This is a genomic window from Bradyrhizobium sp. USDA 3315 (assembly GCF_054056795.1).
On sequence record NZ_JBSRYP010000001.1, the window covers coordinates 5405471 to 5428063 of the forward strand.

23 protein-coding genes and 1 pseudogene are annotated in these 22593 nt (G+C 61.5%); 16 read left to right on the top strand and 8 right to left on the bottom strand.

The features are described 5' to 3' along the window. Positions 1-3 precede the first annotated feature (3 nt). Positions 4-879: a polysaccharide deacetylase family protein gene (locus ACVIYL_RS25100; RefSeq protein WP_253607731.1), complete on the bottom strand. Its 876-nt coding sequence runs from the start codon at positions 877-879 to the stop codon at positions 4-6. Between the two features lie 12 nt (positions 880-891). Next, on the bottom strand, positions 892-1989 hold the full coding sequence (locus ACVIYL_RS25105) for an LLM class flavin-dependent oxidoreductase (RefSeq protein ID WP_456780115.1): 1098 nt from the start codon (positions 1987-1989) through the stop codon (positions 892-894). A gap of 169 nt (positions 1990-2158) precedes the next feature. On the opposite strand from ACVIYL_RS25105, the gene ACVIYL_RS25110 reads away from it, so the two are divergent. The 8 genes from ACVIYL_RS25110 (at position 2159) to ACVIYL_RS25145 (ending at position 10639) form a co-directional block, all read left to right on the top strand. Further along, positions 2159-3040 carry an FAD binding domain-containing protein gene (locus tag ACVIYL_RS25110; protein WP_141342848.1) on the top strand — a complete coding sequence of 294 codons (882 nt, stop codon included), beginning with the start codon at positions 2159-2161 and terminating at the stop codon, positions 3038-3040. Next, complete coding sequence (locus ACVIYL_RS25115) at positions 3037-3522, top strand: (2Fe-2S)-binding protein (protein ID WP_229188835.1); 486 nt, start codon at positions 3037-3039, stop codon at positions 3520-3522. Before ACVIYL_RS25110 ends, ACVIYL_RS25115 begins: the two co-directional genes overlap by 4 nt. Then, positions 3519-5909 carry a xanthine dehydrogenase family protein molybdopterin-binding subunit gene (locus ACVIYL_RS25120; RefSeq protein ID WP_456780116.1) on the top strand — a complete coding sequence of 797 codons (2391 nt, stop codon included), beginning with the start codon at positions 3519-3521 and terminating at the stop codon, positions 5907-5909. Before ACVIYL_RS25115 ends, ACVIYL_RS25120 begins: the two co-directional genes overlap by 4 nt. Before the next feature lie 68 nt (positions 5910-5977). Further along, positions 5978-7231, top strand: a complete 1254-nt coding sequence (locus tag ACVIYL_RS25125; RefSeq protein WP_253607735.1) for an ABC transporter substrate-binding protein — start codon at positions 5978-5980, stop codon at positions 7229-7231. A gap of 52 nt (positions 7232-7283) precedes the next feature. Then, positions 7284-8168 (top strand): branched-chain amino acid ABC transporter permease, encoded by an 885-nt coding sequence (locus ACVIYL_RS25130; protein ID WP_076834052.1) that lies wholly within the window; start codon positions 7284-7286, stop codon positions 8166-8168. Between the two features lie 9 nt (positions 8169-8177). Then, on the top strand, positions 8178-9164 hold the full coding sequence (locus tag ACVIYL_RS25135) for a branched-chain amino acid ABC transporter permease (RefSeq protein ID WP_253607737.1): 987 nt from the start codon (positions 8178-8180) through the stop codon (positions 9162-9164). Next, positions 9161-9931: an ABC transporter ATP-binding protein gene (locus tag ACVIYL_RS25140; protein ID WP_168856021.1), complete on the top strand. Its 771-nt coding sequence runs from the start codon at positions 9161-9163 to the stop codon at positions 9929-9931. Before ACVIYL_RS25135 ends, ACVIYL_RS25140 begins: the two co-directional genes overlap by 4 nt. A gap of 3 nt (positions 9932-9934) precedes the next feature. Beyond that, positions 9935-10639, top strand: coding sequence for an ABC transporter ATP-binding protein (locus ACVIYL_RS25145; RefSeq protein WP_253607738.1), 705 nt, complete (start codon positions 9935-9937; stop codon positions 10637-10639). A gap of 36 nt (positions 10640-10675) precedes the next feature. Here the strand turns inward: ACVIYL_RS25145 and ACVIYL_RS25150 are convergent, their stop codons facing one another. After that, positions 10676-11827, bottom strand: coding sequence for a zinc-binding dehydrogenase (locus ACVIYL_RS25150; RefSeq protein WP_256558682.1), 1152 nt, complete (start codon positions 11825-11827; stop codon positions 10676-10678). Between the two features lie 194 nt (positions 11828-12021). Here ACVIYL_RS25150 and ACVIYL_RS25155 point away from each other — a divergent pair, with 194 nt between their 5' ends. From ACVIYL_RS25155 to ACVIYL_RS25185, 7 genes are all read left to right on the top strand, one after another. Next, positions 12022-13029, top strand: a complete 1008-nt coding sequence (locus ACVIYL_RS25155; RefSeq protein WP_253607740.1) for an ABC transporter substrate-binding protein — start codon at positions 12022-12024, stop codon at positions 13027-13029. A gap of 38 nt (positions 13030-13067) precedes the next feature. Beyond that, positions 13068-13883 (top strand): ABC transporter permease, encoded by an 816-nt coding sequence (locus ACVIYL_RS25160; protein WP_076834043.1) that lies wholly within the window; start codon positions 13068-13070, stop codon positions 13881-13883. Positions 13884-13887: 4 nt separating this feature from the next. Then, entirely contained in the window at positions 13888-14673 is a 786-nt protein-coding gene (locus ACVIYL_RS25165; protein WP_253607741.1) for an ABC transporter permease, read from the top strand. Continuing rightward, positions 14670-15734: an ABC transporter ATP-binding protein gene (locus tag ACVIYL_RS25170; RefSeq protein WP_253607742.1), complete on the top strand. Its 1065-nt coding sequence runs from the start codon at positions 14670-14672 to the stop codon at positions 15732-15734. Before ACVIYL_RS25165 ends, ACVIYL_RS25170 begins: the two co-directional genes overlap by 4 nt. A gap of 3 nt (positions 15735-15737) precedes the next feature. Next, on the top strand, positions 15738-16574 hold the full coding sequence (locus ACVIYL_RS25175; RefSeq protein WP_253607743.1) for a phosphodiesterase: 837 nt from the start codon (positions 15738-15740) through the stop codon (positions 16572-16574). Positions 16575-16869: 295 nt separating this feature from the next. Beyond that, on the top strand, positions 16870-17607 hold the full coding sequence (locus ACVIYL_RS25180; RefSeq protein ID WP_456781886.1) for a Crp/Fnr family transcriptional regulator: 738 nt from the start codon (positions 16870-16872) through the stop codon (positions 17605-17607). A gap of 119 nt (positions 17608-17726) precedes the next feature. Beyond that, on the top strand, positions 17727-18008 hold the full coding sequence (locus tag ACVIYL_RS25185) for a hypothetical protein (protein WP_253607744.1): 282 nt from the start codon (positions 17727-17729) through the stop codon (positions 18006-18008). Between the two features lie 64 nt (positions 18009-18072). On the opposite strand, the gene ACVIYL_RS25190 is transcribed toward ACVIYL_RS25185, so the two are convergent. Continuing rightward, entirely contained in the window at positions 18073-19167 is a 1095-nt protein-coding gene (locus ACVIYL_RS25190; protein ID WP_456780117.1) for an amidohydrolase family protein, read from the bottom strand. Positions 19168-19998: 831 nt separating this feature from the next. Between ACVIYL_RS25190 and ACVIYL_RS25195 the strand changes: the two genes are divergently transcribed. Next, positions 19999-20202: a hypothetical protein gene (locus ACVIYL_RS25195; protein WP_456780118.1), complete on the top strand. Its 204-nt coding sequence runs from the start codon at positions 19999-20001 to the stop codon at positions 20200-20202. Positions 20203-20607: 405 nt separating this feature from the next. Here the strand turns inward: ACVIYL_RS25195 and ACVIYL_RS25200 are convergent, their stop codons facing one another. The 4 genes and pseudogenes from ACVIYL_RS25200 to ACVIYL_RS25215 form a co-directional block, all read right to left on the bottom strand. Next, a complete protein-coding gene (locus ACVIYL_RS25200; RefSeq protein ID WP_253607747.1) occupies positions 20608-20844 on the bottom strand; it encodes a hypothetical protein in 237 nt (78 codons plus the stop codon). A gap of 266 nt (positions 20845-21110) precedes the next feature. Then, the gene (locus ACVIYL_RS25205; RefSeq protein WP_141341754.1) at positions 21111-21398 is read right to left on the bottom strand and encodes a hypothetical protein; all 288 of its coding nucleotides are present in this window, start codon (positions 21396-21398) and stop codon (positions 21111-21113) included. A 163-nt stretch (positions 21399-21561) separates the two neighbouring features. Beyond that, positions 21562-21693, bottom strand: a complete 132-nt coding sequence (locus ACVIYL_RS25210) for a hypothetical protein (protein WP_456780119.1) — start codon at positions 21691-21693, stop codon at positions 21562-21564. Positions 21694-21736: 43 nt separating this feature from the next. Further along, positions 21737-21985 (bottom strand): annotated as a pseudogene (locus ACVIYL_RS25215) (IS110 family transposase); the annotation flags it as partial. Positions 21986-22593: the final 608 nt, after the last annotated feature.

Sequence of the window (22593 nt, forward strand, 5' to 3'; positions counted from 1 at the left end):
GGGCTACATTGTCGCCATCTGACCCCGATACCAATCTCCGATCTCGCTTGCCGTCATGAGGGCGACGCCGTCATGGCCGATGACGTAATCGAGCAGGGCCTCCAGGTACTTGATACGATGCGGCACGCCCGTGATGTAGGGATGCACCGAGATGGCCATGATCCGCGCGTTCTCTGCGCCCTCAAGGTACAGCCGATCGAACTGGTCAGTGCAGCGGGTCAGGAACTGTTCCGACGGAAGGTGTTGCAGCGCGTGAATGACAATGTCGTTGGTCTCGACCGAATAGGGAATCGTCGTCACGGTGCCGTGCGGCGTGGCGATGTCCTGGGGGAGATCGTCGATCACCCAATCGGCCACGTATTCGATCCCGTTGAGGCGCAGGAGATCGAGCGTTTTTTCGGTTTCGGTCAGGCCCGGGCTTTCCCATGATCGCGGCGGCTTGCCGGTAAATCCAGCAATCGTGTCGACCGCGCGCTTGATTGCGTCCGCCTGGTTCTCGACCTTGTGCATCGGGCCCTGAACAAACCCGTGTCCCATGAATTCGAAGCCCGCCTCGCGCGCCGCCGACGCCACACGCGGATAGCTGTTGCAGACGTTGGCGTTCGCAGCCAGTGTCACCGGTATCTTTCGATCGGTCAGAGCTTTGAACTGCCGCCAGAAGCCGGCGCGCATGCCGTATTCATGCCACGACCAGTTCGGCACGTCGGGCAGCAAGGGCTGGCCCATCGGTGGGCTCAGCACGGTGCGTGGCATCGCATTCTCGATGCGCCATTCCTCGACATTGAGGATAACCCACACGGCAAGCTTCTTGCCGTCAGGTAATGTCAGTTTCGGTCGATCGACCTGTGCCTGGTACGGAATGCGATCAGTAAAGGCCATGTCGAACCTCCTTCACGTCGATGATCCGGCAGCAGTGGCATTGATCCGCGGCAGGACCTTCTCGGCCATCAGGATCATCGATTGACGGCCAAGCTCGCGATCTTTCCAGTCCTTGCCGGCGTAAAGCAGGGTTCCGAAGGTGCCAATCTCTTGCTCGAACGCCAGCAACTGGTCAGCCACGCTTTCGGGCGTGCCGTAGATGATCAATTTGTCGCAGATCGACTCCAGTGTGACCTCGGCGTCGGGTTGATCCCGTCGCGTCTTGAACAACTCGAGCCGGCCACTGCGCTTCAGCTTCGTGAACAGCTGGTGATAATAGTACACGTAGGGACTATCGCGCGACGTGGCATAGGCCTTCGCGGTTGCTGCATCCTTTGCCACGAACACGCTCTTGGCGACACGCCAATTGGCAGGCTCGGCTGCCCGGTTCACGCGCGCACAACCCTCGACATATTTCGGCCAGTGGCTCTTCACCCATGCCGGCATCAGGAAGTTTGCCGAGATCGGATCCCAGCCGCGCGCCGCCGCCTCCGTCACGCCCTTTGAGAATGGCGCAACCGCGGTCACCACGATTGGCGGGTGAGGGGCCTGCAAGGGGCGAGCGACGATTCCCTGGCCGATATCATCGATCAGAGTCCTTTTGACCGAAATGTTCCAATATTTGCCCTGCAAATCATAGGGCGGCTTACCGGCCCAGATATCAAGAACCTGATTGATGGCTTCGAGGAACATGGCATTGCGGTCGGCATCGAGATTGCCGAAAACCTCCGCGTCGGACAGCAATCCACCGGGGCTGATTCCAAGGATGAAACGGCCATCAAGCATGTGATCGAGCATGGCGACGGACGCTGCGATGGCTGCCGGATGCGTGTTTGGCATGTTGATCGTGCCGGTTCCGAGCTTGATGTGTTTGGTTGCGGCTGCGAGCCAGGCAATGAAGGCGATGCTGGAGGTGATGTTCTCGGCCTTGTCGGTGACGTGTTCGCCGACATACGCCTCGGTGAAGCCGAGCTCGTCCGCGAGCAGAAAAGCCTCGCGATCCTCCCGGAGCGATTGCCGCCAATCCTTGTCGAGAGGATGGATCGGCATCGTAAAGAAACCGAGCTTCATGATCCGCCTCCCCGCGATTTGAACTTTAGTTGGCAAGGAACCTGCGGCCTTCCCGAGGCGAAGACAAGTCCTGCCGCACAAATAATCACTCGATAAACAAGCTTGACCTTTGAAGAGGGCGGCCCTCTAATCGGGCAAACCAAAATTGGGCCCGGGAGGCCATGCCCACATGAAAGCTGCGGCTTTCGCCTACGCCCGCGCGACCAGCGTCGTGAACGCGCTGGAGTTGCTCGCCATGCACGGCGACAAGGCGAAGGTTCTGTCGGGTGGTCAGAGCCTGATGCCGGCGATGAACCTGCGGCTCCTGTCTCCGGACATTCTGGTCGATATCGGCTGCCTCGCCGAGTTGCGCGGCATCACCGTGAGGGGAGACGTGCTGGTCATTGGCGCGCTGACCCGGCACGTCGATCTGCTCAGATCGCCGGAGGTTGCACTGCACGCGCGGCTGTTGCGCGATGCCGTTGCCCACGTTGCCCATCCCGCAATTCGCAATCGCGGAACGATCGGCGGCAGCCTCGCTCACGCCGATCCTGCGTCGGAGCTGCCGGCCTGTGTTGTGGCGCTTGACGCCACGATCGTTGTTCGGGGCTCGGCCGGCGAGCGCCGGATTGCTGCGACGGAGTTTTTCAGGGGAATTTACGAAACGGCACTGTTGCCCGACGAGTTGCTTGTCGCGGTCGAGGTGCCGGTCGCAGGCCAAGGCTCGACATTTTTCTTTCAGGAATATGCCCGGCGGCATGGCGACTACGCTGTCGTTGGTCTCGCCGCCCGTGCCGTAGTTGCGGCCGGCAGGTTCTCAGCTCTTCGCCTCGGCTTCTTTGCTGTTGGCGACCGGCCATTGCTCGCGGCGGCCGCCGGCAAACTGATCGATGCCACGGTAACTCCCGCCTTGCTCGCAGAGGCGACGGCCGCATTGGCCGATGAACTCGATCCACAGGAGGACCAGCAGGCGACCGCGGCCATGCGTCGACACCTCGCGACGGTCTTGCTCCGGCGCTGCGTGGCAGCATTGCTGGCACGGCCAGAACTGGAAACGGGAGTCGGCAAGTGAACGCTCCGGTACCGGTCTCGCTTCTGGTCAATGGCGAACCCATCGACGCCTTCGTCTTGCCGCGGCTCAATCTTGCTGATTTCCTCCGGGAAAATCTCAAGCTGACCGGAACCCACGTTGGGTGCGAGCACGGCGTTTGCGGTGCCTGTACGGTCCGACTCGATGGCGAGATCGTTCGCTCCTGTCTGATGCTGACGGTCCAGGCGCAGGGCGCGTCAGTTGAGACAATCGAGGGGCTGTCTGACAGCGGTGAAATAGCCGATCTTCAGGCGGCATTTCGCGAACGCAATGCATTGCAGTGTGGCTATTGCACGCCTGGGATGCTGATCACGGCGCAGGACCTGCTGAAGCACGTGTCCGTGCCTGATCGTCGAGCAATCCGCGAGCATCTTTCCGGCAACTATTGCCGCTGCACGGGCTATCAGGCCATTGTTGATGCGGTTGAGGCGACAGCCATCACGCGCGCGGAGCGGGGCGTATGACGGTGACGCGGGCGCCAGCAGACGCGCTTTCGGTGCTTGATCGCCCGAATTCCTACATCGGCGAGACCGTACCGCGGCCGAACCTCGACAGGTTGCTGCAGGGGCGGGGCCAATATGTCAGTGATCTCGAATTGCCTCGGATGGCGCATGTGGTTTTTCTACGGTCGCCACATGCCCACGCCAAAATCGCAGCGATCGACGCCGAGGCGGCAAGGCGCGTGCCCGGTGTCGTTTCCATCGTCACGGGTCGTGAACTTGAAGCGGTCATCACGCCGTGGGTCGGGGTGCTCTCGCACCTGAAGGGACTGAAGTCAGCGCCACAACACGCGATCGCGGTCGACCGCGTGTGCTGGCAGGGCGAGGCCGTTGCAGCGATTGTGGCGACCAGCCGTGCTGCAGCCGAAGATGCCATGGAGCATATTTCAGTCGACTACGAGGAGCTCGAGGCGGTCACGGACATGCGTGCTGCGCTCGATCCGGCAGCTCCCGTCATTCATGCTGCGCTCGGCGACAATCTTGCCTTTGAGCGGACGCTCGACGCCGGCGACGTCGATCATGCATTGTCGGGGTCCGAACTCGTCGAGGCCGACTTCGTATTCGGGCGCCACACCGGCGTGACACTTGAACCGCGCGCCGTCGTTGCCGATTGGAATGCGGCCGAGGCACGGCTCACGATCTATCAGGGCACGCAAGCGCCCCATATGGTGCAGAACATCGCGGCGCTGCATCTTGGGTTAGGGGAAGCGCAGGTCCGAGTGGTCTGCAAGGATGTCGGCGGCTCGTTCGGCATCAAGGTCCATATCTACGCCGACGAAATGGCGACCTACGCGCTGTCCAAGCTGTTGCGTCGGCCAGTCAAGTTCGTGGCGGACCGCGTCGAGAGTTTCAACACGGACATCCACGCCCGCGATCATCGATGCAGGGGACGGATCGGGGTCAGGCCGGACGGTACGATTACGGCCTTCGAGATCGACGACCTGACGGGGATCGGCCCGTACTCGATGTATCCGCGCACCAGCGCCATCGAGGCCAATCAGGTGGTCAATCTGGTCGGTGGGCCCTACGCCACGGCGAACTATCGGGCGCGGGCGCGCGTCGTTTTCCAGAACAAGAACGTAATGTGCCAGTACCGGGCGGTCGGACACCCGATCGCCTGTTCGGTCACCGAAGGCCTGGTCGATCTGGCGGCCGCGAAGATCGGCATGGACCCCGTCGAAATCCGGCGGCGCAATCTGATCGCCGACGATGCCTATCCGTGTGCATCGCCCTCGGGCATGAAGTTCGAGCAGCTTTCGCATCACGCCTCGTTGACCAAGCTGCTTCAGATGATGGATTATGACGCGTTGCGGGCTGAGCAAGCGGCCTTGCGCGCCAGAAACGTCCATCGAGGCATCGGAATCGCGAGCTTCATCGAGGTGACCAATCCCAGCGCTGCCTTTTACGGCGTGGGCGGCGCGAAAATTTCATCGCAGGATGGCGTTGCGGTCCGGCTCGACGCGCAAGGGTCCGTGATCTGCCAGACCAGCATCACCGAACAGGGGCAAGGGTCGGAATCGCTGACGGCCCAGATCGTCGGCAGCGTGCTTGGCGTTTCGATGGAACGCGTCCGCGTCATCCTGGGCGACACCGACCACACGCCCTATGGCGGTGGTACCTGGGCCTCGCGCGGTGCCGGCATCGGCGGCGAAGCTGCATTGCAGGCAGCCAAGGGCCTGCGAGAGAACATCCTGAACGTCGCCGCGGCCATCCTGCAATCGACGCCGGACGGGCTCGATATCGTCAACAACACGATCGTCAACGCCGCCGACGGCGCGCTTCGCATCGAACTGAACGAGCTGGCGCGGATCGTCTATTTTCGACCGGACACCCTGCCGCCCGGTGTCCAGCCCGAATTGATGGCGACCCGGCATTTCGTTCCGCGCCAATATCCCTTTGCGTTCACCAACGGCGTTCAGGCCTCATGGCTCGAGGTCGATACCGAGACCGGGTTCGTCAAGCTGCTGAAGCATTGGGTTGTCGAAGACTGCGGCACCATCATCAACCCGCAACTGGTCGACGAGCAGATCCGGGGCGGGGTCGTGCAGGGGCTCGGCGCGGCGCTGTTCGAGAAGTGCATCTACGACGAACGCGGTCAGCTGACCAATGCCAATATGGCGGACTATCTGGTCCCGATGTCCGGCGAGATGCCCGACATCGAGGTCGGCCACGTGGTGTCTCCGACGCAGGAATCGGAACTGGGAGCCAAAGGGGCTGGGGAGGCGGGGACGGCCGGCGCGGCAGCAGCGGTTGCCAACGCGGTCAATGACGCGCTCCGGCCGCTTGGCGCAACAATTACCGAGATTCCGCTCACGCCTCAGGTTATCCTGACCGCCCTGGGACGGATCTGAGTGGAGACGTTCCGGGCAACGATAATACGATAAGCAAAAACGCAGACAGTTCTTGGGGAGGAATAGTCATGACGAAGAAGGTCACCAAAGCTGGATCGATATCACGGCGTCGTCTGCTGACGACGGCAAGCGCCGGCGCCGTTCTCGCCGTCTCGCCTTTTCGCATCAATCTGCTTCAGGCCCAGGAAGCGCCCATCAAGATCGGCTTCCCGGTTCCTTTGACCGGTCCATACGGTGCCGAGGCCCAGGACCAGGTGCGGGCGGGTCAGCTTGCTGTCACCCAGTTCAATGATGCCGGCGGTCTCAACGGCCGCAAGGCCGAGCTCGTCGTGCGTGACGACAAGCTGAATCCTGGTGAGGCGGCGACGCGGACCCTGGAATTGGTCGAGAAGGAGAAGGTGAATTTCGTCGTCGGCAGTCTATCGGCGGCGGTTCAGCTCGCGATCAACAACGTCACCAAGGAACGCGGCGTCATCTTCAATTCGATCAGCCAGTCCGACGCCATCAACGAGGCAGCAGATTTCAGCAAATACACGTTCCACGAAGCGCTGAACCCGCACATGACGTCAGGGGCGGTCGGGCGCTACGCCTTCACCAAATTCGGCAAGAAGGTTGCGTTTCTCACAGCGGACTATGCTTACGGTCACGAGATGGTTCGCGGCTTTCTCGAGGTCGGGAAGGAATTCAACATCGAGAATCTCGGTGACATCCGCCATCCGTTAGGGACGACTGATTTCTCGACCCTGCTGCCACGTCTCCAGGCGCTGAAGCCCGATATTCTCTGCATCAGCAATTTCGGCCGCGATCAGCAGATCGCGCTGAAGCAGGCAACCGACTTCGGCATCAAGAAATCGATCCAGATCATCGCGCCGCTGCTGTCGCATGCCAGTCGCGTTGCGGCGGGCCCCCAGGCATTCGAAGGCGTCGTCGGGGGCTGCTCGTTCTTCTGGGGCATCGAGGACAAGTTCGCCTCGACCAAGGCGTTCAACGACGCGTTCCGCAAGATGTATGACGGCAAGTTGCCTACCGACTACGGTGCGCTAGGCTATGGCGGTGTTCGGACGGTGCTCGAGGCGGTCAGGGGCGCGGGCAGCGTGGAGACCGACAAGGTCGTCGCGGCACTGGAGGCTCTGAAGTACGACTACTACAAGGGGCCGCAATACTATCGCAAATGCGATCACCAATCGGTGCAATCGGTGCTCGTGATCAAGTCGAAGTCCAAGGACATGAAGAACGAGTCAGATGTGTTCGAGGTTCTATCGACCGAAGAGCCTAACGAGAAGAACCTGCGTACCTGCGACACGCTTGGCCACAAGAGCTGAGCCATGCGCCGGCGCGCACCGCGGAGCGGTGCGCGTGCTGAGGGGGGGACAAATGGCGGGCCTGAGCTTTGATCTGATTGCACTGCAACTATTCGCTGGGCTGGCGCTCGGCGCGATCTACGTGCTGTTTGCGATCGGCCTCTCGCTGATCTTCGGGATGTTGACCGTCGTCAACTTCGCTCATGGCGCGTTCTACATGGTCGGCGCCTATGTCGGGCTGTACCTGATTTCGATCGGCGGCAATTTCTGGCTCTGCTTGCTGGCGGTACCGCTTCTGATCGGGCTGTTCGGCCTTGCCGTCGAGCGCGTGCTGATCCGGCCGCTTTACGGCCGCGGCATCGATTATCCGCTGCTGCTGACCTTCGGGCTGAGCTACGTCATGGTCGAATGCGTGCGCATTGCCTTCGGCAAGACCGGTTATCCCTTCGACACGCCTGAGCTTCTGCAGGGGGCTGTCGACATCGGTGTCGGATATTTTCCACTTTACCGCCTGTTCGTGATCGGCGCGACGGCCGTTGTCTTGTTGGCGCTCTGGCTGTTTCTGGAGAAGACCAGCTTCGGACTCATTATCCGCGCCGGCGCGCGCGATCCGCAAATCGTCCGCGTCCTCGGGGTCGACGTTTCCAGGGTCTGGTTGATCGTGTTCGGGATAGGCACCGCGATTGCGGGCTTTGCCGGGCTGCTGGCTGCCCCGCTTCAAGGCGTCATTCCCGAGATGGGCGGCACGATTCTCGCCGAGGCTTTCGTGGTTACGGTCGTAGGAGGCATGGGCTCGATCGGTGGCGCCGTACTGGCGGGCCTCCTCGTTGGTGTGGTGGTCAGCATGACGTCGCTGTTTGCGCCCGAGATGGCCAAGGTTTCGATCTTTGCCCTGATGGCGATCGTCCTGATCGTTCGTCCCCAAGGCTTCTTCGGCCGCGCCGGACTGATGAGCTGAGAGCCAGGGATGATCGGAGCCACCGAATCCGTCAAACAGTCTCGTGCCACGACGGGCAGTTGGTACGAATTCGCAACGCGGCATCGCGCCAGCATCGTGGCCGCGGTGATCCTGATTTTCCCGTTGGTGATGCCGTTCACGGCCCTCGCAGTGAACATCCTGATCTATGGATTGTATGCCGTCGGCTTCAACCTCGTGTTTGGTTATCTCGGTCTGCTGTCGTTTGGTCACGCGGCGCTGTTCGGAACCGGTGCCTACCTGTGTGGCATCGCCATCGTGCATTTTGGCTGGCCATGGTATGCGGCCATCGCAGCCGGGATCGCCGGCGGCCTGTTGATGGCATCGTTGATTGGCGTGCTCGCGATCAGGACCCGCGGCATCTACTTCGCGATGGTAACGATGGCGCTGTCGCAATGTGTCTACTACCTGTTCTATCAGGCGGTTGACCTGACCGGCGGCGAAAACGGCCTCCGCGGCATCAATGTCCGCACCATCGATCTGTTCGGCTTGCGGCTCGACTTCATCAATCCGATGATCCGTTACTATGTCATCGCGGCTTTTGTGATTGCCGCGTTTTTCGTGATGTCGCGCATTCTTGCCTCGCCATTTGGCGCCGTCATTGAGGCCGTGCGGGAGAATGAGATGCGCGCCCGCGCGTCAGGCTATGACGTCACCAAGACCCGATTGCTGACCTTCGTTTTGTCTGGCGGCTTCTGCGGTCTCGCGGGAGCCTTGCAGGCGCTGCATCTGTCGATCGTTCCGATCGAGATCCTGCACTACGAGACGTCGGGTCTGGTTGTGATGATCGCATTGCTGGGCGGTATGGGAACGTTCTTCGGGCCGATGATCGGCGCCGCCGTCTTCCTGGTCCTGGAGAACGTGGTCTCCGTGTGGACGGTTCACTGGCAACTGATCGTTGGCACCATTTTCATTGCATGCGTGCTGTTCTTCCCCGCCGGCATCTGGGGCACGCTGATCGCGCGAGGCAGGCGATGAGCGCCGCGGAAGGCCAAACCAAGGAAATCATTCTGCGTACCAGGGGCGTCGGCAAGACGTTCGGGAAGTTTGTTGCGCTGAACAATATCTCGGCGGAGTTTTCCAGAGGAGCGATCACCTCCATTATTGGTCCGAACGGGGCCGGTAAGAGCACCTATTTCAATTTGCTGTGCGGCGCGTTTGCGCCCACCAAAGGCAGCGTTGAATTCGAGGGCAAGGATGTCACCGGGCTGCCGCAGCACCGCTTTGCGCATATGGGGATCGCAAAGTCCTTTCAGATCACCAGCGTGTTCCCGCAGCTCACGACCCGTGAAAACATCCGCGTCGGTCTGCAGGCGCTGGTGTCGAGATACGACATCTGGCGTCCCCGCGCGCGCCTGACCGAGCTGGTCGAGCGGGCGGACGAGCTGCTTGCGCTGGTCGGATTGTGGGAATCTCGCGAACGTGCCGCCAGGACGCTGGCCCATGGCGAGCAGCGGGCGCTGGAGATCGGCATGGCGCTTGCCAGCCAACCCCGGTTGCTGTTGCTGGACGAGCCGACGGCCGGCATGAGCCCGGAGGAGACCCGGACCATGATGGATCTGATCGTGAAGCTCGCAAAGGAGCGTACGGTCATCCTCGTCGAGCACAAGATGAAGCTGGTGCTCGGGATCAGCGATCGCATCCTCGTGCTGCATCACGGAGAACTTCTCGCCGAAGGAACGCCGCAGGAGGTCCGGCAGAACGAGGCGGTGAAGCGCGTCTATCTCGGCCAGCGGGAGCATTGACGAATGCTGCAGATCAGCAAGCTCAATGCCTGGTACGGCGCAAGTCACGCGCTGCAGGACATAACTCTCGAAGTGACCAAGGGCGAGATCGTCTGCCTGATCGGTCGCAATGGAGCCGGCAAGACGACGACGCTGAAATCGATCATGGGGTTGATGGGACGAACGCGCGGCTCGGTCACCTTCAAGGGCAAGGAGCTGCTGAGCCGGCCGGCGCATGTGCGCTTCGCGCTGGGACTTGCCTATGTTCCCGAAGAGCGGCGGATTGTGCAGGGATTGTCGGTCCGGGAAAATTTGCGGCTCGGGCTGGTGGCGTCGCCGGCGAAGAAGCGGGAGGCCGAGCTGATCGACGAGATCGCGGTGATATTCCCACGGCTGGCCGAGCGCATGGACCAGGAGGCGGTCACGATGTCCGGTGGCGAGCAGCAGATGCTGGCGATCGCGCGGGCGATGATCGCAAAGCCCGACCTGATCATGCTGGATGAGCCTTCGGAGGGCATCATGCCGGTCCTGGTCGACGAAATGTTCGAGCTATTCCGCAGTATGAAGGCGCAGGGAACGACGGTGCTGTTGGTTGAGCAGAATGTCGAGCTCGCGCTTGGCATCGCCGATCGTGCCTACGTCCTTGATCAGGGGGCGGTGGTGCACCAGGCGTCGGCGCAGGCCCTGCTGGCCGACGACGAGATCAAGGAACGATATTGTTCGGTGTGAGCGGGCTCTCCGGTCTCCCGCCGGCGCGAACGGACCTTACTCCGCAGCGCGCGCGATCGCGTCGGCCTTGCTTGTGGTGACGACGACCTTGATCGCGTCATCGACGCGATCCCGTGCATATCTGAGCGCCGTCGGCAGGTCTTCCAGCGGAAACGTATGCGTGTGGATTCTTGTCGCGTCGAACCGCTTCGCTGCCATCAATTCCATGGCGCGGCGCGTGGCGCTGCGGCCCTCGCCGCGGATCCCGTAAGCGTAGATGTTGTTTCGCACGAGATGCGCGATATCCAGCGTCGCGGCCTCGTGCGGGAAGGCGGCCAGACAAATCTTGCCGCCGCGATTGGTCATGTGAATGGCCTGGTTGAGTGTCGCTTCGGTGCCGGCACATTCGACGACATAGTCCGCGCCGATTCCCCCTGTTAGTTGCTTCACGACCTCAACGGCGTCTTCGTCGTTGATGTTGATGACGCGGTCGGCCCCCAGTTCCTGGCCGATCGCCAGCCGCTTGTTGCGCGTGCCGGTCAGAATCACCGGGCTTGCGCCAAGCGCCTTGGCCACGGCAACTGCGAGAAGTCCGATCGGCCCCGGGCCGATCACCACGACGCTCTCGCCCGCCACCAATCCCCCCAATTCCGTCAAGCCGTACATCGACGTGCCTGCGGTCACCACGAGCGTCGCCTCCGCATCGCTCATGCTATCCGGTACGCGCGCCAGCGTATTGATGTGGTTGACTGCGTACTCCGCGAATCCGCCGTCGGTCGTAAAGCCGTTGGCGCGGTGGCCCCTCTCCGGCTTTCCATAGTTGAGACAGGATGTGTACATGCCCTGGCGGCAGCGTTTGCATTGGCCGCAACCGGCATGGATTTCGACACTGACCCGATCACCGATCCTGAATTCGTCAACGTCCGGCCCGAGTGCGGCGACCGTGCCCATGTATTCGTGGCCCGGCGTAAAGTTCTTGTTGAAGGGCAGGCCGCCCTGAATGCTTGCCGGCGACCCGGCATGGATGATTTCGAGATCGGTGGCGCAGATCGCAACCGCGTCGATGTGCACCAGCACCTCGGCACGCGAGGGGACCGGCGTCGGCTTTTCGCAAAGCAGGAGCCGGCCGGGGTCACCAAGGACCCAGGCCTGCATCAGGCCGGGAACGGGAAGATCGGGCGATGTGCTGACGCCGGGCGGCTGGTACATGGGCGCTTCCTCTTTTGGTTGACAGCCTAGCGCGAAACGACGGGCTGCCGCGAGCACCCGATGGTCGGCATCGGAGCCGTTGCATTTGCTGCACGGCAGCAAGCGCGTCGCAAAACATTCATACGCGGCCTATACTTGGTCGCCCGGTTGATGTTGAAATCCTCTTTGCATTCTCTCCCAGACCGGAGCCTCCCATGAAGACCGTCCGCCTTGTCCTTGCGTTGCTGGCGCTGACGCTGATCGCGCCGTGGCAATCCGCCAGGGCGGCCGACGTGATCTGCTACAATTGTCCGCCGGAATGGGCGGATTGGGCGTCGATGCTGAAGGCGATCAGGGCGGACCTCAACTACGATATTCCGCACGACAACAAGAATTCCGGTCAGGCATTGGCCCAGATCCTGGCCGAGAAGAGCAATCCGGTCGGCGATATCGGCTATTTCGGCGTGACCTTCGGCATGAAGGCCAAGGCCCAGGATGCGCTCGAGCCCTACAAGCCGGCGCATTGGGATCAGGTCCCGGCCGGCCTCAAGGACCCCGATGGCTACTGGACCACGATCCACTCCGGCACGCTCGGTTTGTTCGTGAACAAGGATGCGCTTGGCGGCAAGCCGGTGCCGGCCTGCTGGAAGGATCTCCTGAAGCCCGACTACAAGGGGATGGTCGGCTATCTCGATCCGTCGTCGGCGGCGGTCGGCTATGTCGGCGCGGTCGCCGTCAATCTGGCGCTCGGCGGCTCGCCAGGCAACTTCGATCCGGCGATCAGCTTCTTCAAGGAGCTGCGCAAGAACGATCCGATCGTACCCAAGCAGACGTCGTATGCCCGCGTCGTCTCCGGTGAGATGCCGATCCTGCTCGACTACGACTTCAATGCCTATCGCGCGAAATATTCGGAGAAGGGCAACTTCGAGTTTGTGATTCCCTGCGAGGGATCGGTGGTGTTTCCCTATGTCGTTGGTCTCGTGAAGAACGCACCCGACAAGGAGAAGGCCAAGAAGGTGATGGACTATCTCTTGTCCGACAAGGGGCAGGCGATCTGGACCAATGCCTATCTGCGTCCGGCCCGCCCGATCGAGCTGCCGGCTTCCGTGAAGGGGAAATTCCTCCCCGACAGCGACTACGCCCGCGCCAAGAGCGTCGACTGGGGCGAGATGGAAAACGTGCAAAAAGCCTTCGTCGACCGCTATCTCGCCGAGGTTCGCTGAGGCAATATGGTGCCCTTCGCCGGGGCACCATTCTTCCGATGTCGCAAAAATCCTTCGTTTGGCTCTGCCTGCTGCCGCTCGCGGTCGTGACCACGGCATTCTTCCTGCTGCCGATGGCACGGCTGGTTGTCGCAGGCGCCGAAGGGCCGCACGGGCTCGCCGGATATCTCGCCATCCTGACCGAATCTCGTTATCGCGCGACGCTGATCAATACCGTGCTCCTGGCGGCGGCAACGACCGTCGTCACGCTGATCGTGGCGACGATAGCCGGAATGTTTCTGCAGCGGCACCGCTTTCCAGGCCGGGCCGTGCTGATCGCGATGCTGACCTTTCCGCTGGCGTTTCCCGGCGTGGTGGTCGGCTTCATGATCATTCTGCTGGCGGGGCGGCAGGGGCTGATCGGCGATCTGTCGAACCGGATCTTCGGCGAGAAGTTCGTCTTCGCCTATTCGATCTACGGGCTGTTCCTCGGCTATCTCTACTTCTCGATCCCGCGCGTGATCCTGACCATCATGGCGGCCGTGCAAAAGCTCGATGTCGGTCTGGAAGAAGCCGCGCGTTCGCTCGGCGCCAGCCCCTGGGCGGTCCAGCGTGACGTCGTGCTGCCGGCGCTGGCGCCGGCCTTCGTTGCGTCCGGCGCGATCGCATTTGCGACGGCGATGGGGGCCTTCGGGACTGCGTTTACGCTGGCGACGAATATCGATGTGCTGCCGATGCTGATCTATACCGAGTTCACGCTGGCCGCCAATTTCGCGACCTCGGCCGCGCTGTCGGTGGGACTTGGCCTGATCACCTGGCTCATCCTCGCGCTCGCCCGCTCGTTCAGCGGCAGCGCGGTCGCGGCGGCCGGGTGAACGCATGCGTGATCGCTTGATCTTCACCGGCCAGTTCATCTTCACGCTGCTCGTTGCCGCCTTCCTGGTCGTCCCCGCGGGGTTGTCGATCTCCGCCGGCGTGACCGTGAACTACTTCCGGGGCATCCAGTCCGGCGTGACCCTGCAATGGGTCGCGCAGGTCTGGGAGCTCTATGCCGGCACCATCCTGCTCTCCTTCGTGATCGCATTCGCGACCCTTGCCGTCACGCTGCTCGCCGGCGTTCCCGCAGCCTATGCGCTGCATGCGCGGGGAGGCCGGCTTGCGCGCATCGTCGAGGAAATCATTACGCTGCCCTTGGCGATCCCCGGGCTTGCGATAGCGCTCGCACTGCTGCTCGCCTATGGCAGCTTCGGCGACTTTCGCCGTTCCTGGCTGTTCATCCTGGTTGGCCACGTGGTCTTCACCATGCCGTTCATGGTGCGGTCGGTGATGGCGGTGTTCGCGACCGTGGACATCAAGACGCTGGATGAGGGGGCGGCCTCGCTCGGGGCATCGCCATGGCGACGCTTCCGCGACGTCATCGTGCCGAACGCGCTACCCGGAATTCTCGCCGGCGCGCTAATGGTGGTCACGCTGTCGCTCGGTGAATTCAACCTGACCTGGATGCTGCATACGCCGTTGACGAAGACACTGCCGATCGGGCTCGCCGACAGCTACGCCTCGATGCGGCTCGAAGTGGCGTCGGCCTATACGTTGATCTTCTTCGTGATGATCATTCCGCTGCTGGTCGCAATGCAGCTGCTGGCCGACAGGGATCACAAGCGATGAGCACGGCCGGGCATGGCGCAGCGGTGCGGATCGAGGCGTGCGGCAAGACCTTTGCCGACGGCACGCGCGCGCTCGATCCCGCGACCCTCGACATTGCGCGTGGCGAGACGCTGGTGCTGCTTGGGCCGTCCGGCTGCGGCAAGACGACGATGCTGCGCATCATCGCAGGCCTCGAGCTGCCGGATGTCGGCGGCAAGGTCCTGTTCGACGGCAAGGACATGACCTCGGTCCCGATCGAGCGGCGCAATGTCGGGATGGTGTTCCAGTCCTACGCCCTGTTCCCCAACATGACGGTGGCGGACAATATCGCCTACGGGCTGAAGATCCGCGGTGTTGCCAGGGGCGAGCGTGCCGCACGCGTCGCCGAGCTGGTTGCTCTGACGAACATCACGGGATTGGAGAATCGCCGCATCGACCAGCTTTCGGGCGGCCAGCGTCAGCGCGTCGCACTGGCGCGCGCCGTCGCGATCCGGCCCGGCATCTTGCTGCTCGACGAGCCCTTGACCGCGCTCGACGCCGCGTTGCGGGACCGGCTGCGCAGCGAGCTCAACCGGCTGTTGCGAGCGCTTGGGATCACGACGATCTATGTCACCCACGATCAGTCCGAAGCCATGGAATTGGGCGACCGGATTGTCGTGATGCGGAAAGGCGCAATCGCCCAGATCGGTACGCCCCGCGAGGTCTACTTCGCGCCGAAGGACCGGTTTGTGGCGGAGTTCATCGGAGCGGCGAACATTGTAGAGGCTCCGGTCGAGAACGGGGCATTGATCCTGCCCGGCGGGCGACTGCCGATCGAGGGTGCAGCTACGACCGCGAACGCGACCGTCATGATCCGCCCCGAAACCATTCGCGTGACGGAGGCGGGCGAGGGTTTGCTCTCGGGACTCGTCGATTCCGTCAGCTTCATCGGCGACCGGCAGCGGCTCGTCGTGAGTGATGCATCGGGCAAGCCGCTCAATGTCGACGCTCCCAACACGATTCAAGCCAGGATCGGCGATCGTGTCGGGCTTTCGATTGCGCCCGACGCTGTCCGTCTGCTTCCCTCCGAACCACGAGATTGATCGATGCCGTCGAAACCGGTCCTCATCGCCCAGATTTCCGACCTCCACATCAAGCCGCCGGGAGCCTTGGCCTATGGCCGGGTCGATACCGCGAAGGCGCTTGAACGCTGCGTGGCGGCGATCAATGGATTCGAGCCGGCGCCCGATTTCGTCGTCATCTCGGGCGACCTTGTCGATACGCCGTCGGTCGAGGAATACGACCATCTCAAACGACTGCTCGCGCCGTTGCGCGTTCCGTTTGCCGGAATTCCCGGCAATCACGACTCGCGTGCGTGGATGCGCGCCGCGTTTCCTGCCGCACCCTATGTTCACGCGACAGGCCCGCTCGACCAGGAGATCGAGGTGAATGGCCTCGATCTGCTGCTGCTTGATTCAAGCGTTGCCGGGAAGCCTCATGGCATGCTCGAGCCGTCGACGCTGCAATGGCTGGACGCGACACTGGCGGCAGCAGACCGGCCCGCGCTGCTTTTCCTGCATCACCCGCCGTTCAAGGGCGGCATCTGGCACATGGACCGCCAGGACCTTTTCGATGCCGCAGAACTGGCAGCAATCGTCAGGCGCCATCCGCGGGTGCGTTTGATCGGCTGTGGGCACGTCCATCGTGCCATGCTGACCTCCTTCGCCGGGATTCCCGCGACATTGTGCCCCGCGCCGAACCATGCGGTTGACCTGGACCTCGGACAGCTCCGCGAACCGTCGTTCAAGGTGGAACCGCCGGCATTTCACTTGCACACGTGGTTTCCCGGGCCGGATTTTGGACAGTTGGTCACGCACCAGGTCCCGATCGGTCAGTTTGACGGGCCGCATCCGTTCTTTGGGCCAGACGGCAAGCTGCTGTGAGCTGGCCGCGTTGACCCCTCGCGCCGACGGGATCTTGCCAGGCGAGATTGTCGCGGATCGGCCGGGCATGTCAGATCAAGGGCAGCGCGCAGCTGCAATTGAGCGTTGCATCGACACAGATTTATTCCAAATTGTACCTTGGATGCCTTCCATCCCAACTGCGCCGGCCCGGACCTTTGTTGCTGTAGGGCCCCGGGGGGGCTATACTTCCGTCTGCTTTCATTGATCGATGGCTTTGTCGGCGTCCGCTGTGCTGGCGGGCCGATTGAACGCAACACAATCAGTCTGGATCACGATGACCGGTGCGTCGCCCATAGAACGAACTTCCGGCGCGCCGTTGTTTTCGAACAACAAGCTGTCGGTGTTGCGCAAGCATCCCTATTTCGCCGATCTCGAGCCCGAGGCATTCGATCAGCTCTGCCGCTACGCCAAGCACACCACGCTGAAGCGGGGCACGACGATCTTTTCCAAGGGCGATCCGGGCACCAGCCTGATTGCGGTGATCTCGGGCACGGTCAAGATCAGCATCTCGTCGCCGGATGGTCGCAACGCGATTTTGAACCTGATCGAGGCCGGCGAGATCTTCGGCGAGATCGCGCTGCTCGACGGCTTGTCGCGGACGGCCGATGCCACCGCCAACACCAATTGCGAGCTGTTCGTCATTGACCGGCGCGAGTTCATTCCGTTCGTGCGCAGCCAGCCGACGCTTGCGATGAAGTTCATCGAGCTGCTTTGCGAAAGACTGCGCCGGACCAGCGATCAGGTCGAGCAGGTCATCCTGCAGAACCTGCCCGGCCGTCTGGCCAGCGCGCTGCTGCGCCTGAGCGACAAGCACAAGCCGCAGGGGCGCACCATCTCGATCACTCAGCAGGAGATCAGCGAGATGGTCGGGATGACGCGCGAGAGCATCAACAAGCAGCTCCGGGCGTGGGCGATACGCGGTTGGGTCAGGCTCGAGCATGGCGCGATCGTCGTGTTGAAGCGCGAGACCCTCCAGGAGCTGGTCGACGCCGGGGCGAACGACGGCGAGTAGTCGCGCCGGCCGCCCCGTCGGTCGCGCATTTCACGAAACGGTGAGCTGAACAGGCCTGTGAAGCCATTCACATCGGCCTTGCACGCGCTGCGGTAAGTGACGCGTCAGGGGAGCACAATATGGACGAATCCATGCAGAGCTCTTTCGACAAGCGACGGCAGGACCCACAGCACAATTACCAGAGCTTCAGCATCAAGCTTGTCGCGCTGCCGGTGCTTGTCGTCGTTGCGCTGATCGGGATGCTGGTCAGTCATCCGGCGGCGGTCAGATGGATATCGGACGCGACGCAAGCGGAGTTCGTCGGAACCGACACCGTCTACACTGATCCGATACCCAATATCGCGCAGGTGGCACCAACGGTTCGGCCGGGCAGCGAGATCCGGACGGTGAAGGCCTACTGATCGTTGATACTGTCGTTGCGCGGCAAGGCGCGACGACAGCCGCTTGTCCAGCAGCAAGCCGCCTTCACGCGGCTACTCCAAGCAGCTTTGCTGCGGTCCGCCCGAGAATATTGGCCTTGTCATCGTCGCTTAGCGACGACGAGGCGAAGATGTGGTCGACCGCTGCCAGTTGCCATGGATAGGGATAGTCGCTTCCCAGCACGATCTGGCCGGCGCCAACCTGGGCGGCGAGGTGCCTGATCGCCTCCGGCGTGAAGATCAGAGAGTCGAAATAAATCTGCTTGAGATACTCCGCCGGCGCCTTCTGGAGCTTGATCTCCGGATTGCATCCCTTGGGTCCAACCAGACAGGCATGGTCCGAGCGGTCGGCGTACGAGCCGAGATAACCGCCGCCATGTGCGGCGATGATTTTCAGCCCCGGGAAGCGGTCGAGCGTGCCCTCGAAGATCAAATGGGAGAGTGCGATCGTGGTCTCGAGCGGATTGCCGATCGTGTTGCCAAGCCACCCATTGCCGGAGAGCCGCTTGTTGAGCTCGGGCACGCCCTGCGGATGGATGAACAGGGGAACGCCGAGTTCCTCGGCCTTGGCCCATACCGGATGAAACCTCGGATTTGAGAATTCGGTGCCATCGACGACACCGCCGATCGCCGCGCCCTTCAGCCCCTGCTTTTTCACCGCCGTCTCCAGCTCCTGCACCGCAAGGTCCGGAGCCTGCAGCGTCAGCGAGGCGAAAGCTGCGAACCGGTCGGGCTTCGAGGCACACAGTTCGGCGAGCTTTTCATTCTGGATTTTCACGATCTGCGCGGCGAGGTCGCGGTCGCGGTCGTACCAGAACGGATTGATCGAAAGCACCTCCATGTCGATGGCCTGCGCGTCCATCGCAGCCAGCCGCTTGTCGATCTCGATGAAGGCTTCCGCGGCGCCGTTGACCGGCGGCAGTTGATATTTTCCGGCGTCCGCGCCGAGCAGCGCGCCCGCCTCGCGGAAATGGCAATGCGCGTGAATGTCGATCGTCTTGACACGTTTGCCGTTGACCGTGACCGGCAACTGCTTGCGCGATTGCTGCGCATTTGCGTTGTGGACGAGCCCGCAGCCGCAGAACACGATGCCTGCCGCCGCCGTTGCTCCCGCCTTCAGGAAATCCCGCCTTGTAGTCATGACGATCGCCTCCCTGGTTGTTTTGTTATAGGGGGAGCGTAGGGATGCTGGCTCGTGCTCGCAAGATCACACGCTGTGCGTGTCGCGCAATGTTGATCTGCTCTGACCGGCTTGATTCCCGCCTTTGCGATGATGTCGCGCCATTTCGGCACTTCGTCTGCAATACGCCTGCGCATGCCATCGCGCTGTTTGCGGGCAAGTCGCCGTGTAATGGATAGCATTCAGTCAGATCGGCAATGCGTCACCCTCGCTCGACTTTGATCAGGCCGCGAACACGACAACGCCAATATCACGACCGCACCGTTCAGTATGCAAGTGAAGGCATTGATCACTATCGCCACTTTCGCGAGCGCTTTTCGAGCGGATCGGCGCCGCCAGCAATCTCGCTGGATCAAAGGCCACTTAGCCCTCTCGCGATTTCGCGCGGATGCCGGACATCAAAGGTTTTCTGGCGCCACCCCCAAAATCGTCAATTCCCCGTCGGACTGAAACCGCGACAGATCGCCGTCCGTCGCCATCCGCTTGTTCATCATCCACTAACCTTGCGCTTTCACCGCATTTACTAGCTGCCAACGCTGTGAAAATGCCCGGCCAATCAAGACGAATCTCCTGGTAACGATAGCGGGATTTCCTCAAGAGCCGACGCGATCCAGCGGTGTGCGGCGGAGCCGCGTGCTCCGTTGGCGGAACGGAACGGCGATTTCATGCTAAAATGAAAGAAACGAGGCCGAAATAGGGTCTGCTTACGCCGAAGCCAAGCCGACGCTAGCACTGCCTCGTCTAAGCAACAAGGAAACGTCCTCGTGAGAGACGGGTTCGATGGGAGGGAAAATGGACCGAAACCTTATGATCCTGAATGTGACTGGTTCGGAGACGATGTTGCGTTCCGACGGACATGCTGCCATTCGTCTGGAAACTAAGGAGATGGGCCCCGTCGCCTTCGAGGTGAGCCTTCAAGCAATTGCCGCACTTCGTCGCCACTTGGCGCGAGCCGAAATACACATTCTGCAGAGTCAGCATCAGACCAAAAACTGACTATCTTCGGCAGACGTGACTAAGGTGGCTATCAGATTACCCCCTGAGGCCCGAGGGCGGGAATCCAGTCGGAGGCGCCTGCAAGTCTACTGGTGGTGTTACCGACGCAAATCGCAAATAGACCGGTGCCGTCTTGAAGACGACGTTACGTTCTGCTCGTCGCAAAGGTCGACAGCCCAACCGCAAGGAATGCAGCAGCTTACCTTCATCAGGTCGACAAAGGGTGGGCGAACAACGCAGCGATTGATGCGGGTAGCATTGTCTATCTGACTCGACGCTTCCGCAGCGTCGGTCGGCCTAGGAACATGCAATGGCTCGCTTGTTCGCGGAATGGCACGAACCACGTAGACAGGCACTCCCAGTCCGTTAGTCTTTGCGCGAGAAAGACTTCGTCAATGTCCTGAATTAAGAATTCGCGACGTTGGTGTGCCCGCAGTTGAGTCTTGTGCCGGCGGAAAAAGCGGACGCCTCTGGTTCGCTGGCGGCATGGACATTCTTTATGATCCTGGCGACGGCGCTGCCGATGCTCGCTAACGGCATCCTGTCGCTGACTCGCAATGATGCGGTTTGGCCCGGTGCCAGAGAGATTTTTGACCCCGTTGGTTTCGCGGCGGCAATCGGACTGCCGATCTCCTTGGTCATTTGCTTCGCGCTTGGCTGGCCGGTTGCGCTCCACGGCAACATTAGCTCTGAGATGGGATGTGATCGGTGGAGACCTACCGGGCGAGTTCGTGCGCCCCAACGCGCTGCAATATCCCTGCTGAAAAGTAGAAAAAAGCGGCCCGGCCTTGGGGTAGCTCTGGGGTGGGCCGGGCCGTCAGGACATGCCGAAATGTGAATTTCCGGCCGCGCCATGAGCGGTTCCGATTCGGGCAGCAAGAGGGCGCGCAATTCGATGTCGGGGGCGGTCATTTTGCCAACTCCGCCAGATTTAGTATTTCGGCGACGATTTTACGCCGCTCCGATGTGTCGTTTGATCGATTGAACTTATCTTCCAGCACTTGGAAGGTTGTTCTGATCAGCGTGTCATCGAGCACGACCGGCAATTTATCCACGGCATCGAATCCCGCAGCAGCTGCCTCCTCAAACCCAGCCACGAATGCCTTCTTAAAGGCCTCGCGATCGTGCAGAAGATGCACGATCTTCGGCTCAATGGACGCGCTGAAGGCATGTCCGAAAACAAGAAACATACTCATGCCGCCACCGCCGTTTCAGCCTCGAGCGACGTAAAGAACACGCGGGGAATTCCAGTGAATGGTACGACAACTGATCCGGGCATTACGAAGGTGCGATCTCGACCTTGGGGATAGGGGTCAACCAGGCCGAGATCGCGCTGCCTCGCCGCTGCTGACATCGCGATCATTGGTCGCCTTCATGGCCGCGTTCTGGCCGGATGGTGGCTCGATCTTGGTTGTCCGCGATGTTCACCGTGTCGGCATTGTCGTCGGGAGCCTCGCGGCGATCCGCCATCGCCTCGACAGCTTCGATCACATGCCGTCGTACTACCCGGTCCTGGATCGAGCGAAAGGCTCTGCCGCTTGACGTAGGGCTTCACATAGGCCTGAGCCATCAACCGCACCGTATGCCCCATCGTCCGCAGCTCGCGTGACCAATGATGCAATGACGCGCAAGCCTCGATCCCCACCAGGCATGGCGGCAGCTTCTGGAAAAATGCCAGGACGTGCCGGCGCTTCAACTGTCGGCGTATGACCACCTGACCGGCTCCATCAACGCCGTGCACTTGGAAGACCGACTTCGCGATATCCAGACCGATCGTCGAAATTGACTGCGTAGGCTGCTAGTCCGAATCGTGGGAACCTCAAACGGCGCCCACTCCTTGGCACTCTCGTGCCTGTGGAGGAGCCGTCCAGCGTTAGGAGCTGATCTTCCGGCCCAGCTTCCAGAGCACTTCTTGCATGATCATCGTGCCGGCTTATCGCATGCTGTTGGCAGCATCCCCGCCGTGTCCACACGTAAAGGGCGATATTGTCATTGTCCTATCAAAATAGGTGTGCGGGATGCGCGTTACCCCATAGGTGGTACTGCTTTTTCACCCTTTACCTTGAATTTTCTCACTCCTTTACTGGCAAAGTTCCATTGGGAGGCATGGCCTCGAAATTTGTTGGACGGTGTTTGCTTCTCCACTTGCGTTCGCAGCAGTTTGCAGCAGATCGAGGGAGAATAGCATGCAAAAGCATCCGATCATTCGATTGCAGGTACTTCTCTCCGCGACTGATTATTCAGGCAGCGTCGGAGGGGCGTACGCGAAATAGCGACAAAGCTTCCGCTGCGCCCCGTCTTAACGGACTTCCAGAAACTGACGTCCCCTCCCGGCGAGCGCCACAGATCGCCGAAGAGCTGACGCTTGGATTGCGCATTGTTTTGCAGCGA